This is a genomic window from Nonomuraea roseola (assembly GCF_039535395.1).
In the GTDB taxonomy this organism is placed as follows: domain Bacteria; phylum Actinomycetota; class Actinomycetes; order Streptosporangiales; family Streptosporangiaceae; genus Nonomuraea; species Nonomuraea roseola.
The window spans coordinates 5,101,383-5,116,655 of record NZ_BAAAXC010000015.1; the positions used below are offsets into that span (position 1 = coordinate 5,101,383).

At 71.1% G+C, this 15,273-nt stretch carries 14 protein-coding genes; 3 read left to right on the top strand and 11 right to left on the bottom strand.

The features are described from left to right. Window positions 1-7: 7 nt before the first annotated feature. The gene (locus tag ABFX55_RS47560; RefSeq protein WP_346130618.1) at window positions 8-880 is read left to right on the top strand and encodes an alpha/beta fold hydrolase; all 873 of its coding nucleotides are present in this window, start codon (window positions 8-10) and stop codon (window positions 878-880) included. Window positions 881-885: 5 nt separating this feature from the next. Here the strand turns inward: ABFX55_RS47560 and ligD are convergent, their stop codons facing one another. From ligD to ABFX55_RS47615, 11 genes are all read right to left on the bottom strand, one after another. After that, window positions 886-1,836, bottom strand: a complete 951-nt coding sequence (ligD, locus tag ABFX55_RS47565; RefSeq protein ID WP_346130620.1) for a non-homologous end-joining DNA ligase — start codon at window positions 1,834-1,836, stop codon at window positions 886-888. 7 nt (window positions 1,837-1,843) lie between these two features. Further along, complete coding sequence (locus ABFX55_RS47570) at window positions 1,844-2,392, bottom strand: CGNR zinc finger domain-containing protein (protein WP_346130622.1); 549 nt, start codon at window positions 2,390-2,392, stop codon at window positions 1,844-1,846. 114 nt (window positions 2,393-2,506) lie between these two features. After that, window positions 2,507-2,896 (bottom strand): Fur family transcriptional regulator, encoded by a 390-nt coding sequence (locus ABFX55_RS47575; protein ID WP_183657875.1) that lies wholly within the window; start codon window positions 2,894-2,896, stop codon window positions 2,507-2,509. After that, window positions 2,893-3,735, bottom strand: coding sequence for a metal ABC transporter permease (locus ABFX55_RS47580; RefSeq protein WP_183657879.1), 843 nt, complete (start codon window positions 3,733-3,735; stop codon window positions 2,893-2,895). The genes ABFX55_RS47575 and ABFX55_RS47580 overlap by 4 nt, the downstream gene beginning before the upstream one ends. Next, window positions 3,732-4,514 carry a metal ABC transporter ATP-binding protein gene (locus tag ABFX55_RS47585; RefSeq protein ID WP_346130625.1) on the bottom strand — a complete coding sequence of 261 codons (783 nt, stop codon included), beginning with the start codon at window positions 4,512-4,514 and terminating at the stop codon, window positions 3,732-3,734. Before ABFX55_RS47585 ends, ABFX55_RS47580 begins: the two co-directional genes overlap by 4 nt. Further along, on the bottom strand, window positions 4,502-5,449 hold the full coding sequence (locus ABFX55_RS47590) for a metal ABC transporter substrate-binding protein (protein ID WP_346131469.1): 948 nt from the start codon (window positions 5,447-5,449) through the stop codon (window positions 4,502-4,504). Before ABFX55_RS47590 ends, ABFX55_RS47585 begins: the two co-directional genes overlap by 13 nt. Window positions 5,450-5,544: 95 nt before the next feature. Further along, the gene (fdhD, locus tag ABFX55_RS47595) at window positions 5,545-6,384 is read right to left on the bottom strand and encodes a formate dehydrogenase accessory sulfurtransferase FdhD (protein ID WP_346130627.1); all 840 of its coding nucleotides are present in this window, start codon (window positions 6,382-6,384) and stop codon (window positions 5,545-5,547) included. Further along, window positions 6,377-7,210 (bottom strand): 2Fe-2S iron-sulfur cluster-binding protein, encoded by an 834-nt coding sequence (locus ABFX55_RS47600; protein ID WP_379479206.1) that lies wholly within the window; start codon window positions 7,208-7,210, stop codon window positions 6,377-6,379. The genes fdhD and ABFX55_RS47600 overlap by 8 nt, the downstream gene beginning before the upstream one ends. Window positions 7,211-7,215: 5 nt before the next feature. Next, a complete protein-coding gene (locus tag ABFX55_RS47605) occupies window positions 7,216-8,931 on the bottom strand; it encodes an NADH-ubiquinone oxidoreductase-F iron-sulfur binding region domain-containing protein (RefSeq protein WP_346130629.1) in 1,716 nt (571 codons plus the stop codon). Further along, window positions 8,931-10,814 (bottom strand): molybdopterin oxidoreductase family protein, encoded by a 1,884-nt coding sequence (locus tag ABFX55_RS47610; protein ID WP_346130631.1) that lies wholly within the window; start codon window positions 10,812-10,814, stop codon window positions 8,931-8,933. The genes ABFX55_RS47605 and ABFX55_RS47610 overlap by 1 nt, the downstream gene beginning before the upstream one ends. A 43-nt stretch (window positions 10,815-10,857) precedes the next feature. Further along, complete coding sequence (locus tag ABFX55_RS47615; RefSeq protein WP_346130632.1) at window positions 10,858-11,829, bottom strand: 2-dehydropantoate 2-reductase; 972 nt, start codon at window positions 11,827-11,829, stop codon at window positions 10,858-10,860. A 317-nt stretch (window positions 11,830-12,146) separates the two neighbouring features. Between ABFX55_RS47615 and ABFX55_RS47620 the strand changes: the two genes are divergently transcribed. Together ABFX55_RS47620 and ABFX55_RS47625 are read left to right on the top strand one after the other, a co-directional pair. Then, the gene (locus ABFX55_RS47620) at window positions 12,147-13,517 is read left to right on the top strand and encodes a molybdopterin molybdotransferase MoeA (RefSeq protein WP_346130634.1); all 1,371 of its coding nucleotides are present in this window, start codon (window positions 12,147-12,149) and stop codon (window positions 13,515-13,517) included. Window positions 13,518-13,608: 91 nt separating this feature from the next. Further along, on the top strand, window positions 13,609-15,273 hold the full coding sequence (locus tag ABFX55_RS47625) for a thiamine pyrophosphate-binding protein (RefSeq protein WP_346130636.1): 1,665 nt from the start codon (window positions 13,609-13,611) through the stop codon (window positions 15,271-15,273).

Consider the following 15,273-nt stretch of genomic DNA (forward strand, 5'->3'; position numbering starts at 1 on the left):
CGACGGCATGCAGATCTCCGGATTCGACTACTCCCGTGTCGCCGTGGACGGCGACGTCGCTCTCAACGTCGCCATGGCGGGCTCAGGGCCGCCGATCGTGCTCCTGCACGGCTTCCCGCAGACCCACCTGATCTGGCGGCACGTCGCCGCGGACCTGGCCGCCGACCACACCGTGCTCGTGCCCGACCTGCGAGGGTACGGCGACAGCGACAAGCCCGCCGACCAGGACGGCGAGACCTACTCCAAGCGCAGGATGGGCGACGACATCGTCGCCATGGCGGCGGCGCTCGGCCACGACGGCTTCGCGCTGGCCGGTCATGACAGGGGCGCGCTGGTCGCCTTCAGAGCGGCCATGGACCATCCCCTGACGATCACCCACCTGGCCGCCCTCGACGTGCTGCCCACCCTCGACATGTGGGAGGTCATGCGCGGCACCCTGGGCGCGATCGGCTTCCACCTGTACCTGATGGCCCAGCCGCCCGGGCTGCCCGAGCAGCTGATCGCCGCGGCCCCCGACCTGTTCTTCGGCCACTTCCTCGACCTGTGGACCAGGGACCCCGACGCGATCCCCCCGGACGTGCGGGCCGCCTACCTCAAGGCGTCGAGGGAGGCGATCCCCTCGATCGTCGCCGACTACCGCGCCAGCGCCACCGTCGACAAGGCGCACGACGAGGCGGACAGGGCGGCGGGCAACCGCCTCGGCATGCCGGTCACCGTGCTGCAGCAGGACTGGGGCGACGTCCTGCCGTACGACGCGGTGGGGTTGTGGCGGGAGTGGGCGGCCGACCTGGAGCACCGGACGATCACGACAGGGCACTTCGTCGCGGAGGAGAGCCCCGAGACGGTCACGACGGCCCTTCGCGCGCTGCTCGCCCGCTGAGCGGGCTAACCCTTGCGGGCGGCCCTGGCGCGGCGCTTGCCCTCGTGCATGGCGGCCACCCTGGCGATGGGGATGGTGTGACCCTCGGCCACGAGGTCGTCGGGCAGCGCCTGCGCGGCGGGCATCAGCTCGGCCCACGGATCGCCGTCGCCGAGCAGGCCCACGGCGGTGCGCACGGTGAAGTCGCCGGGTGTCACGCGGTCGAGGTCGTCCCACGCCACGGGGAACGACACGGGGACGCCCGGTCTGACGCGCGGGCTGTAGGCCGCGACGACCGTCGCCCCACCCGCTCGGGTGGAGTCGAGGAAGACCCTGCCCTCGCGGTCCTCCCTGATGAAGGCGGTGGTCGCGAGGGCGGGGTCGAGCCGCTCGGCCCTGGCGGCCAGGGCGCGGGTGGCGGCCGCCACGTCGGGTGTCGCCAGTCCGTCGATCAGCGGGACGAAGACGTGCAGGCCCTTGGCGCCGCTGGTCTTGACCGCGCCCGCGAGACCGGAGTCGGCCAGCGCCTGGCGGACCAGGTGGGCGGCGCCCACCACGGAGGGGAAGGCGTCACCGGGCGGGTCGAGATCGAGCACCAGGTGCGTGGGGTGCTCCCTGTTGTCCGCGCGCATCAGCGTGGGGTGGTACTCCACCGCCCGCTGGTTGGCGAACCACAGCAGGGTTTTGCGGTCGTCGCACAGGGCGTAGGAGACCTCCCGCCGCGAGGTCTCGGCCCAGAGCGTGACCGTGGCGATCCACGAGGGGGCATAGGACGGCACGTTCTTCTGCATGAAGGGCGCCTGGCCCTGCCGGACCCTGACCACCGACAGCGGACGGCCGCGCAGCGCGGGGATCATGCGGTCGCGAACGGCGTCGAGGTAGTCGACCAGGTCGCGCTTGGTCGCGCCCGCGTCGTCGAAGAGCGGCTGGTCGAGATTGGTCAGGGCGACGTCGTCCCTGACCTCGTCGGTGGTCACCGGATCATCATGCCCTGCGCCTGGCCCGGTATGCGGCGACATGCATGCGATTGCCGCAGGTGCGGCTGTCGCAGTAGACCCTGGACCTGTTGCGCGACTCGTCGACGAAGACCCTGGCGCAGTCGGGCGCCGAACAGGTGCGCAGCCGCTCCCACTCGCCCTCGACCAGCAGGTGGGCCAGCGCGATGCCGCAGTCGGCCGCCAGGTGCTCGGCCAGCGAGGCGTCGGGGGCGAAGTAGTGCATGTGGACCGGATGACCGTCGTGCTCGGTCAGGCTGGGCGTGATCCTGGTGTCGGCGAGCAGCGTGTTGAGCAGCCGCACGGCGTTCGCCTGGTCGGTGGCGGTGAAGACGCGGTGGAAGTCCTCCCGCAGCATGCGCACCTGCCCGAGGTCGCGCGGGGTGAGGGCCTCTATGCCGCTGACCTGGCGGGCCCTGACGAACTCGGCGAGATCGTCGAGGTCGGCCAGGCCCTCGTCCCCGCCGGTCGAGGGGGAGGTGTTCACCAGATCGACGACCGTGGCCAGCGAATACACCATGTCATGGCCAAACGGCATGTTGGCTCCTGTCTTGGCCTACTGCAGCGTGGGGCCACAGCGTATCTCCCGGACGGAGTCCGGGGGGGCCTTCCGAAGGCGCACATCGCCGTACGGGCGGGTGATCCGGCGCGCTCAGGAGGCGCGCACCGCCGCCGAGCAGGAGGCGCAGGTGCCGAAGACCTCCACGGTGTGGGTGACGTCGGTGAAGCCGTGCTCGGCGCCGACGGCCTCGGCCCAGCGCTCGACGTCGGGCCCCGCCACCTCCACCGTACGGCCGCAGCGGCGGCAGACGAGGTGGTGGTGATGGTCGCCGCTGGCGCAGGCGCGGTAGACCGACTCGCCGTCGTCGGTCCGCAGCACGTCGACCTTGCCTCCGTCGGCCAGCGCCTGGAGCGCCCTGTAGACCGTGGTGAGGCCGATCTTGGCGCCGTCGGAACGCATTTCCGCGTAGACGTCCTGCGCGCTGCGGAAACCTTCGCTTCTGCGAAGGGTGTCGTGGACAGCGTCGCGTCGATTGGTCATGAGTGGCTCTCCCGGGTTCGGCCTCGGCCTCGCCGTACGAATCTACCGACCACGAGGGCCAGCACGAAGCCGGCGAGAGCGAGGAGGACGATGGCTGCGCCAGGGGGCACCTTAACGGAGAACGTCGAGCTCAGCAGCCCTCCCACGGCGGCGATGACGCCGAAGACCATCGACAGCAGCATGGTGGCGCGAAATCCCCTGGTGAACTGCTGGCTCGTGGCCACCGGAATCACCATCAGCGCGCTCACCAGCAGCAGCCCCACCACGCGCATGGCGATCACGACCGTGAGCGCCGCCGTCACCGCGATGAGCAGGCTGAGGAAGCGCACCGGCAGGCCGCTGGCCTTGGCCACCTCCTCGTCCTGGCAGAGCACGAACAGCTCCCTGCCGAAGACCACCACCATCGCGATCACGGCGACGGCCAGCGCGCCGATGACCCACAGGTCCTCGGCCGTGACGCTGGCGATGGCGCCGAACAGGTAGGAGGTCAGCTTGGCGTTGCTGCCGCCAGGAGCGATGGAGATCAGCATCACGCCGCCGGCGATGCCGCCGTAGAACAGCAGCGCGAGCGCCACGTCCCCGCTGGTACGGCCGCGCGCCCGCACCAGCTCGATGGCGACGGCGCCGATGACCGAGACCAGGACGGCGGTCAGCACGGGGGCGGTGCCCGTCAGGAAGCCGAGCGCGACGCCGGTGAGCGCCACGTGCCCGATGCCGTCACCGAGAAGGGCGAGGCGGCGCTGGACGATGAAGGTGCCGACGAGCGGCGCGCAGAGCCCGACCAGCAGCGCCGCGATCACCGCGCGCTGCATGAAGGGCAGCTGGAGGATCTCGATCACGCCTCGGCCCTCCATCCCGCCAGCGGGCCCGTGACGGGCTCCTCGGCGTGCGGGTGGACGTGCTCGTGACCGGGTTTGGCGCACTCGCCCTCCGGCCTGGGAGGCACGCCGTCGTGGGCGATCACCCCGTCGCGGATCAGGATGCCGCGGGTGATGATCGGCTCCAGGGGGCCGAGCTCGTGGGCGACCAGCACGATCGTCCTGCCGTCGCGCACCAGGGCGGCGAGGGTGTCGGCGAGCAGGTGCTGGCTGTCGGCGTCGACGCCGGCGGTGGGCTCGTCCATCACGTACGTGTCGGGCTCACCGGCGAGCGCGCGGGCGATGAGCACCCGCTGCTGCTGGCCGCCCGAGAGGTTCTGCACCGAGTCGCCCGCCCTGTCGGCCAGCGACACCGCCTCAAGCGCGCGCTCCACGGCCTGCCTGTCGGCGTCGGTGGTCGGGCGCAGGCGGCGCTGGCGGGCGATCCGGCCCGAGGCCACGACCTCGCGCACGGTGGCGGGCACGCCGCCGCCGATCTGCAGGCGCTGGGGCACGTAGCCGACGCGCCACCACTCGCGGAACCTCGCGGGCGGCCTGCCGTAGAGGAGGGTCTGCCCGCCGGACAGCGGGGTGAGGCCGAGAAGGGCCCTGATCAGGGTGGACTTGCCCGATCCGTTGGCTCCGAGCACGGCCACGACCTCGCCCGCGCAGATGGTCAGATCGACGCCGCGAAGCACGGACCGGCGGTCCAGGCTCACCTGGCCGCCGGTCATGTCGAAGACTGCTGTCACGCTGTGCATCCCAGTGCGGTTCGCAGGGTGGTGAGGTTGCCACGCATCGCCGACAGGTAGTCACCGCCGGACGGCTGGCTCTCCATGGGGTCGAGCACCGCGGTCTTCGCCCCCACCTCCGTGGCGAGGACCTCGGCGACCTTGGTGCTGACGAGGGCCTCAGTGAAGATGGTAGTGACCTTCTCGGCCTTGGCGACCTTGGCCACCTCCGCGATGCGGGCGGGGGAGGGCTCGGCCTCGGGGTCGATCGAGATGCCGACCTGCTTGAGCTTGTAGCGGTTGGCCAGGTAGCCGAACGCCTCGTGCGCGGTCACGATCGACCTGGTGGAGCAGGTGGCGAGCCCCTTGGTGAACTCCTGGTCGAGGGCGCCGAGAGCGGCGACGGTCTTGGCGGTGCGCTCCTTGTAGTCCTGGGCGTGCGCGGGGTCGGCCTCGGCCAGCCGCTCGCTCAGCTTGGTGGCCACGCCGGCGAAGCGGCTCGGGTCCAGCCACAGGTGCGGGTCGTAGGAGACCTCGTGCTCGTGGGCCGCCTCGCCGCCCTCCGCCTCCTCCTCCGCGGTCGCGGGCAGCGTCTGCACGGCGGCGGCCGCGTCGAACCCCTTGTCGGCGGCGTTCTGCTCGACCGCCTCGTCCACGGCGGGCTGCAGGCCCTTGATGTAGACGGTCATCGTGGCCCCGCCGACGCCGGCGACCTGCTGCGGGGTGAGCTCGAGGTCGTGCGGCTCCACGCCCGGCGCGGTCAGCGTCTGGACCGTGACGTCCTGGCCGGCGATCTGCTCGGTGAGCCACTGCAGCGGGTAGAAGGCGGCGACGACCGTGGGCTTGTCGCCGGCGGCCCCGCCGGGCGCGGCGGCGGTCTGCGCGGCGCCTGACCCGCACGCGGCGGTGGTGGCCAGCAGCATGCCGCCGGCCAGGAGCGAGAGGAATCGGGCTTTATAGGGCATCACGCCCACAAGTATGACCCAGAATGAAAATGGTTGTCAAAATCCCTCGGGATGCCGGCGGCGGCAGGGGGCTCGCGCGCCGACCGGCATCCCTGTCACCCTGACGTCGCGGCCCTGGCCGAGCCGTGACCCGAGCCCGTCAGGGTGAGCCGGTGCTCGCCGGAGTAGACGTTCATCGAGTCGCCTCTCAGGAAACCGATGAGCGTCAGCCCCTCTTCCGCCGCCAGCTCCACCGCGAGGGAGGAGGGCGCGGACACCGCGGCGAGGACGGGGATCCCGGCCATGACCGCCTTCTGCACCAGTTCGAAGGAGGCCCGCCCCGAGACCATCAGCACGGTCCCGGACAGCGGCAGGCGATCTTCGCGCAGCGCCCAGCCGACCAGCTTGTCGACGGCGTTGTGCCTGCCGACGTCCTCGCGGACGCACAGCGCCTCGCCCTCGAGGCTGAACAGGCCCGCCGCGTGCAGGCCGCCCGTCCTGTCGAAGACCCGCTGGGCGGACCTCAACCGGTCGGGCAGCTCTCTCAGCACGTGGCTGCCGATCCGCGCGGGGTCGTCGCGGGCGCTCCACCTGGCCACCGTGCGGACGGCCTCGAGCGAGGCCTTGCCGCAGACGCCGCAGGCGGAGGTGGTGGAGAAGTTGCGCGCCTCGGGGGCCTCGACGCCCGGCGCGAGCCGTACGTCGAGGACGTTGTAGGTGTCGAGGTCCGCGCAGTGGCGCATGGTCGAGATGTCCTGTGACAAGGCGACCGTGCCCTCGCTCACCAGGAACCCCGCGGCGAGGTCGAAGTCGTCGCCCGGCGTGCGCATGGTGACGGTGAGCGCCTGGCCGCCGACCCTGATCTCCAGGGGCTCCTCGGCGGCCAGCGAGTCGCGCCTCCGGGTCGAGATGTGCGCCTTGACGTGCAGTATCTGGCGTTTCTTTGTCCTAGACATAGCCGTAGCCGAAGCGTCCCTTGATGCAGAGGTTTCCGTGGGTGACCGGGTTGTCGTGCGGCGATGTGACCTTGACGATCTTGTTGTCCTGCACGTGAAGCGTGAGGTTGCAGCCCACGCCGCAGTAGCTGCAGATCGTCGTCGTGGTGGACTGCTCAGACTCGTCCCAGGTGCCCTCGGCCCGCATGTCGAACTCGGTCTTGAACGACAGCGCCCCCGTGGGGCACACCTCGACGCAGTTGCCGCAGTAGACGCAGGCCGAGTCGGTGAGCGCCACGTCGAACTCCGTGGAGATCGTCGCGTCGAAGCCCCTGCCCGCGACGCTGATCGCGAAGCTGTTCTGCCACTGCTCGCCGCAGGCGTCCACGCACTTGTAGCAGAGGATGCACTTGCCGTAGTCGCGGACATAGAGGTCGTTGTCCACCTTGGGCGGCTGGGCGACGGTGGCGGCCTCCTCGCCGAAACGCGCCGGATCGGCGCCGTAGTCGGCCATCCACTCCTTGGCCATCGGCGTCGTCGACAGGTCCGTGGAGGAGGCCAGCAGCTCCAGCACCACCTTGCGGCTGTGCCTGGCCCTGTCGGTGTCGGTGCCGACGACCATCCCCGCCTCCGCCTTCCTGGAGCAGGCGGGCGCGAGGGTCCTCGACCCCTCGACCTCGACGACGCAGACCCTGCAGGCGTTCTTCGGGGTGAGCGTGTCGCCGTGGCAGAGGGTGGGGACGTCCTTGCCGGCCGTACGGCACGCGTCGAGGACGGTCGAGCCCTCGGGCACGCGGACGGACTCGCCGTCGATCTCCACGTCGATCAGGCGTCGGGGTGGCTGCAGAGGGATCACTTGAACGCTCCCAGGCGGTCGATGGCCGATTCGACGGCGTTCCACGCGGTCTGCCCCAGACCGCAGATCGAGGCGTCGCGCATGGTCTGGCCGACCTCGCGCAGCAGCACCAGGTCCTCGTCGCTGCGCCTCCTGCCCAGCCTGTGCAGGGCCTCCTCCTGGCGTACGGTGCCCACCCTGCAGGGCACGCACTGCCCGCACGACTCGTCGCGGAAGAACGCGGCGATCCTGACCAGGAAGGCGGGCAGGTCCACCTCCTCGTCCAGGACCATGACCACGCCCGAGCCGAGCGTCGCGCCTGCCGCCCTGGTGCCCTCGAAGCTGAGCGGGACGTCCAGGTCGGTGACGAACGAGCCGGCCGCGCCGCCGAGCAGCACCGCCTTCAGCGTGCCCGCCGGCCGCGCGAGGTCGAGCAGTTCGCGCAGCGGCGTGCCGAGCGGCAGCTCGTAGACGCCCGGCCTGCCGACGCTGCCGGAGACGCAGAACAGCTTGGTGTCCGAGCCGCCGGTCAGCAGGATCGGCAGGACGTTGACCAGGGTCTCGACGTTGTTGACGACGGTGGGCTTGCCGAACAGGCCCTTCTCGACGGGGAAGGGCGGCTTGGTGCGCGGCTCGCCCCTGTAGCCCTCGATCGAGTTGAAGATCGCGGTCTCCTCGCCGCAGATGTAGGCGCCCGCGCCCTTCCTCAGCTCGATGTCGAACGCGAAGCCATGGCCGAGGACGTCGGCGCCGAGCATGCCGCGCGCCCTGGCCGTCCTGATCGCGGTCTCGAGCGCCGCCGTTGCCCTCGGGTACTCGCCCCTGATGTACAGGTAGCCCTTGCGGCAGCCCGTGGCGTAGGCGGCGATCGTCATGGCCTCGACCAGCGCGTACGGATCCCCCTCCATGATCACGCGATCCTTGAAGGTGCCGGGTTCGCTCTCGTCGGCGTTGCACACCAGGTAGTGCGGCTGGTCGGGCTGGCGGGCCGTCGCGTCCCACTTGCGGCCCGTCGGGAAGGCGGCGCCGCCCCTGCCGACCAGGCCGGCCTCGGTGACCTCGCGGATCACCCCGGCGGGGCCCAGCTCGAAGGCGCGGCGTAAGGCCTGGTAGCCGCCGTTGGCCCGGTAGTCGTCGAGGCTGGCGGGGTCGACGACGCCGATCCGCCTGAGCAGGACCAGGCCGTGGCCGCCTGCCTGGGGGACAGCGTCGGCGACCGGCGGCTCGGGACGTTCGACGGTATAGGGGGTGGCGTCCGCGGCCGGGCTTCCGCCGTACACCGTGGCCTTGGGGGGCAGGCCCGCTTCCAGCGCGAGCGCGGCGGGGGCGCGCTCGCACAGCCCCAGGCACGGGCTCGCCACGCCTTCCCCCGCGTCGCGCACGCCCTTGGCCAGGCAGGCCAGGTCGGTGCAGACGTGCAGCACCCTGGCGGGCCTCGGCTCCATGGAGAACAGCGAGTAGAAGCTCGCCACGCCGTACGCCTCGGCGGGAGGGATCGTCAGCCGCCTGCAGATGTAGGCCAGCGCGCCCTCGCTGATCCACCCGACTCTGTCGTTGACCGCGTGCAGCGCGGGCAGCAACTGGTCGCGGGCCTGCTCGGCCCGCGCCGCCGAGCGCAGGTCGGCCTCGGTGCGGTCGCCGCCCTCCCATGCGGTCACGGGCGGGCCGAGCAGCGCGTCGACCGCCGCCCTTTCCTCCGCCGTCGGCTCGGCGTCGCCGAAGTGCAGGTCCACTAGCTCACCTTCTCGATGCGTACGGCTGCCGCCTTGAACTCGGCCGTTCCCGCGATCGGGCAGGTGGCCTCGATGGTCAGGGCGTTGGTGTCGACCTCGTCGGGGAAGTGCATGGTCATGAACACCAGGCCGGGCCGCAGCGCGGGGTCGATGTGGACGGGTGCGACCACCGTGCCGCGCCTGGAGCTGATCCTGACCTCCTCGCCCCTGGCCAGGCCGAGCTGGTCCGCGTCCTCGGGGCACAGCTCGATCGTCTCGCCCCTGCGCAGCGGCGAGGCGAAGCCGGAGGACTGCACGCCGGTGTTGTAGGAGTCGAGGCGGCGGCCCGTGGTGAGTCTGAACGGGTACTCCTCGTCGAGCAGGTCCACCGGCGGCGAGTGCTCCAGCACCGCGAAGGGAGCTCGCGGCCCTGGGTCCTCCTTCCAGAGGCGGCCGTGCAGGTACGGCGGCTCGATCGCGTCCTCGGAAGGGCACGGCCACTGGATGCCCTGGTGCTCCTCCAGCCGCCGGTAGGTCATGCCGGTGTGGGCGGGGGAGAGCCTCCTGAGCTCGTCCCACACCTCCTGCGCGCCGTCGTAGTGCCAGTCGTGCCCCATCCTGCGGGCGATCTCGCACATGATCCAGATGTCGTCGCGGGCCTCGCCCGGCGGGTCGAGCGCCTTGCGGACCCGCTGGACCCTGCGCTCGCTGTTGGTGAAGGTGCCCTCGCTCTCGCACCACGCGGCGCTCGCGGGCAGCACGACGTCGGCCATCTGGGCGGTCTTGGTGAGGAAGATGTCCTGGACGACCAGGTGGTCGAGCATGCTCAGGCGCTTGACGCAGGCCAGCGAGTCGGCCTCGGACTGCACCGGGTTCTCGCCGATGAGGTAGCAGGCGGTGAGCTCGCCCTCGGCCATGGCCTCGAGCATCTGGGTGAGGTTGAGCCCGTAGCGGGGCTGGATCGGCACCTGCCAGGCGTTCTCGAAGCGCTGCCTGATCTCGGGGTCGAGGATGTCCTGGAAGCCGGGGAGCCTGTTGGGGATGGCGCCCATGTCGCCGCCGCCCTGCACGTTGTTCTGGCCTCTGAGCGGGGAAAGGCCCGAGCCGTACCTGCCGACGTGGCCGGTCAGCAGCGCCAGGTTGATGAGGGCGCGCACGTTGTCGGTGGCGTTGTGGTGCTCGGTGATGCCCAGTGTCCAGCACAGCTGGGCCCTGTCGGCGCGGGCGTAGGCGTGCGCCAGCTCGCGGATGGCCTCCTTCGGCACGCCGGTCACCTGCTCGGCCACGCTGAGAGTCCATGGCTCGACCTGCTCGGCGAACTCCTCGAACCCGGTGGTGGCCCGCCTGATGAACGGCTCGTTGTGCAGCCCCTCGTGGATGATCTCCCGAGCGATGGCGTGGGCGAGCGGGATGTCGGTGCCGACGTTCAGGCCGAGCCAGCGGTCGGCCCACTGCGCCGTGCCCGTGCGCCTGGGGTCGACCGCGAACATCCGCGCGCCCTTGTGAATCGCCTTCAGCACGTGATGGAAGAAGATGGGGTGGGCGTTGCGGGCGGCCGAACCCCACATGACGATCACATCGGTGTCCTCGACCTCCTGGTAGGAGGAGGTGCCGCCACCGCTGCCGAAGACCGCGGAAAGGCCCGCCACGCTCGGCGCGTGGCAGGTGCGGTTGCAGGAGTCCACGTTGTTCGTGCCGACGACGACGCGGGTGAACTTCTGGCCCACGTAGTTCATCTCGTTGGTCGAGCGGGCGCACGACAGCATCGCGAAGCTGTCGGGGCCGTGCCTGGCGATGTTGCGCAGGAAGCCCTGCGCCGCGGCGTCGAGGGCCTCGTCCCAGCTCGCCCTGCGCAGCACGCCGTTCTCACGAACCAGTGGATGGGTCAGGCGGTCATAGCTCATGATCCCTCCATTCTGTATACAGACTACGGTATGTCTTCTAGTGTCAGCTCGCGAGGCTCTCGTTGAGCAGATCGCTGACGGCGTGGATCGCGCGCAGCGTCGGCACCTCGGCGCCGGTCAGGTCGGCCAGCTCGACGACGGCGGCCAGCAGCACGTCGAGCTCCAGCGGCTTGCCCTTCTCCAGATCCTGCAGCGTGGAGGTCTTGTGCTCGCCCGCCTTCTCCGCGCCCCGCAGCCTGCGCTCGATGGACACGCCGGGATCGCAGCCGACCCTCCTGGCCACCTCGACCGTCTCGCGCATCATCGCCACCACGAGCTCCCTCGCCCCGTCGTGGCGGCAGATCCCCGCCATGGTGGCCCTGGCCAGCGCGCTGATCGGGTTGAAGGCGATGTTGCCCATCAGCTTGATCCAGACGTCCTTGCGCAGGTCCTGCTCCACGGGGCACTTCAGGCCGCCCCTGGTCATCGCCTCGCCGAAGTCGACGCAGCGGGCGGTCAGCTCGCCCGAGGGCTCGCCGATGGAGAATCGGGTGCCTTCGAGGTGGCGGACGAGGCCGGGCTCCTCGATCTCGGTCGCGGCGTAGACGACACAGCCGACGGCGCGCTCCAGCGGGAGCGCGGCGGTGACGCTCCCGCCCGGATCGACGCTCTCGATGCGATAGCCCTGGTATGGGCCCTTGAGTCCGTGGAAGTACCACCACGGGATGCCGTTCTGCGCGGCGATGAGCGTGGTGGACTCGTGCAGCAGCGGCCTGACGAGCGCGCCCGCCGCGGCGTAGGAGTTGGCCTTCAGTCCGAGGAACACGTGGTCCACCGTGCCGACCTCGCGGGGGTCGTCGGTGGCGTGGGGGTGGGCGGTGAAGTCACCCCTCGGGCTCAGCACCCGCACACCGGCCTCGCGTATCGCCCGCAGGTGCTCGCCTCTGGCGATGAGATGCACCTCGGCGCCGCCCCTGTGGAGGGCGGCGCCCACGTACGCGCCGATGGCGCCGGCGCCGAGAACAGCGACCTTCATACCGAGCTCCGTTCTCGCGTCGACAGTGCATTCGGTATACAGTATGGAAAAATTCGGGTCAATAGAGGAGAGGATGACCTGCGCGGGGACCCGCATGGGAAGGTTCAGGGAACCGGTCCGAGCACCGATTCGGACACCGGGTGCCAGGGCGTGCGGTCAGGGCCGATCGCGGGTAGCAGGACGGTCCGCGGGAGAGGGCTGTTCTGGATGGCAGGCTTCCTGGGGTGAGGTTCGGCCTTCCTGAGGTGGCGTCGGACGCGGGTCGTCGGGGTCCCTGGATGGTGCTGGGCTCAGGCGTGGGTGGCAGGGTTCGTCGGGTGGAGTCGCGTGTGGAGACGGATGGCGGGGTTCGCAGGGTGGACAGGGCGTCGGGTGGAGATGTGACGTGGGCGGAGGCGCGCGCCATCGCGTTGCGCGCGTCGCCGTCCGCGCCTGTGGAGGAGGTGCCGCTGTCGATGGCGCGCGGCTGTCGGCTGGCCCGGCCGCTGACGGCGCTCGTCCCTGTGCCGGGAACGGACGTGTCCGCCATGGACGGCTACGCGGTCGTGGGGGAGGGGCCGTGGCGGGTGCTCGGACGGGTGCTGGCCGGCGGGCGGGCGCACGGCGAGGTGCTGAAGCCGGGATGCGCGGTGGAGATCGCCACGGGCGCGCCGGTGCCCGAGGGGACGACGTCGGTCCTGCCGTACGAGGCCGCCCGCCCCCTGGCCTCCATCCCACCCACCCACGACTCCCCGGCCAGGCCTGCCCCTCCTGGCGTTTCGGGTGAGCGGGAGGGGGGCTGGGTCGCCGGGGTCGTGGAGGAGGGACGGCATGTGCGGCGGCGCGGTGAGGACGTCGGGCTGGGCGAGGTGGTGCTCGGCGCGGGAACGCGGGTGACTCCCGCGGTGCTGGGGCTGGCCGCGGCGCTGGGGCACGACGTGCTGGCCGTCCATCGGCGTCTCGAGGTGGCGGTGCTGGTGACGGGTGACGAGGTGATCGCCGAGGGACTGCCCGAGCCCGGCAGGGTGCGCGACGCCATCGGCCCCTTCCTGCCCGGGCTGATCGAATGGGCGGGGGCGCGCGTGGGCCCACGCCTCACGATCCCGGACGGCGCGGCCCCCCTCCGTGCCGCCCTCCTGCCCCACCCACCGGCCGGCCCCGATCCCACGACCTCCGTCCCGCCAGGCGAAGGCGCCGAGGTCGTGGTGGTGTGCGGCGCCTCGTCCAAGGGGCCCGCCGATCACCTGCGGGCGGTTCTCGACGACCTGGGCGCCGAGGTGCTCGTCGACGGCGTCGCCGTACGGCCAGGCCACCCGCAGCTCCTGGCCAGGCTTCCCTGCGGCCGCCTGGTGGTGGGCCTGCCGGGCAATCCGTTCGCCGCGCTGGCGGCGGCCCTCACGCTGCTGGTCCCGCTGCTCAAGGGCGAGCGCTACGAGTACGGCGAGCGCACGACGCTGGCCGTGACCCCCGCCCCGACGTCGCCGTCCCACCGGAGCCAGCAGCCGGTCACCGAGGCCCACAAGGCGCCGCGAGGTCACCGCCACAGCAACACTCGGCTGGTGCCCGTCCGCAGGTCGGGGAAGGGGGCGGTGCCCGTGGGGCACGACAGGCCCGGCTCGCTGTGGGGTGCCGCCATGGCCGATGCGCTGGCCGTGCTGCCGCCCGGATGGGACGGCGAGCCGGTGGAGTTGCTCGACCTGCCGGATTGAGAAGGGGCTAGACAGGCCAGTGATGGCCGGGTAAGCATGGGGCTCATACGGTATGCAGTATGGAGAAGACAGCATCCTGGAAAGGTGAACGATGTCGGAACTGATCTCGGGTGGGCACCTGGTGGCCAAGGCACTCAAGGCGGAGGGTGTGGACGTCATCTACACGCTCTGTGGCGGCCACATCATCGACATCTACGACGGTTGCGTGGACGAGGGCATCGAGGTGATCGACGTACGCCACGAGCAGGTCGCGGCGCACGCCGCCGACGGCTACGCCAGGATCACCGGCAAGCCGGGCTGCGCTGTCGTCACGGCGGGCCCCGGCACCACCGACGCGGTGACGGGTGTGGCCAACGCCTTCCGCGCCGAGAGCCCGATGCTGCTCATCGGCGGCCAGGGCGCCCTGAGCCAGCACAAGATGGGCTCGCTGCAGGACCTCCCGCACGTCGACATGATGACCCCGATCACCAAGTTCGCCGCGACGGTGCCGAGCACGGAGCGGGTGGCCGACCTGGTGTCGATGGCCTTCCGCGAGTGCTACCACGGCGCGCCTGGCCCGTCGTTCCTGGAGATCCCGCGCGACGTCCTCGACGCCAAGGTGCCGCTGGACAAGGCGCGGATCCCGGCCAGCTACCGGGCCTCGACCAAGCAGGCCGGCGACCCCGAGGCCATCGAGCGCCTCGCCGACCTGCTGGCCCACAGTGAGAAGCCGTGCATCCTGCTCGGCACCCAGGTATGGACCTGCAGGGGGACCGACGCAGCGATCGACTTCGTCCGCGCGCTCAACGTCCCCGCCTACATGAACGGCTCGGGCAGGGGCACGCTCCCGCCGGGCGACCCGCACCACTTCCAGCTCAGCCGCCGGTACGCCTTCACCGAGGCCGACCTGATCATCATCGTCGGCACGCCGTTCGACTTCAGGATGGGGTACGGCAAGCGGCTCTCGCCCACCGCCGCCGTCGTCCAGATCGACCTCGACTACCGCACGGTCGGCAAGAACCGCGACATCGACCTGGGCATCGTCGGTGACGCGGGCGCCGTCCTGTCGGCCGTCACGCAGGCCGCCGGCGGACGCATCCAGAACGCCGCCGCCAGGCGCAAGGAGTGGATCGAGGAGCTGCGCACGGTCGAGACGCAGGCCTACACCAAGCGCCTGCCCAGGCAGCACTCCGACGTGCGGCCGATCGACCCCTACCGGCTCGTCCACGAGATCAACGAGTTCCTTACCGAGGACTCCGTCTACATCGGCGACGGCGGCGACATCGTCACCTTCTCCGGGCAGGTGGTCCAGCCGAAGTCGCCCGGCCACTGGATGGACCCAGGCCCTCTCGGCACCCTCGGCGTCGGCGTCGCCTTCGCGATGGCCGCCAAGCAGGCCCGTCCCGACAAGGAGGTCGTCGCGCTCTTCGGCGACGGCGCCTTCAGCCTCACCGGCTGGGACTTCGAGACGATGGTCCGCTTCGACCTGCCGTTCATCGGCGTCATCGGCAACAACTCCTCGATGAACCAGATCAGGTACGGCCAGGCCGCCAAGTACGGCGAGGACCGCGGCCGCATCGGCAACACCCTCGGCGACGTCCGCTACGACGAGTTCGCCAAGCTCCTCGGCGGCCACGGCGAGGAGGTCCGCGACCCGGCCGACATCGCCCCCGCGCTCCAGCGGGCCCGCGAGTCGGGCAAGCCGTCCCTGATCAACGTGTGGGTCGATCCGGAGGTCTACGCCCCCGGCACCATGAACCAGACGATGTACAAGTAG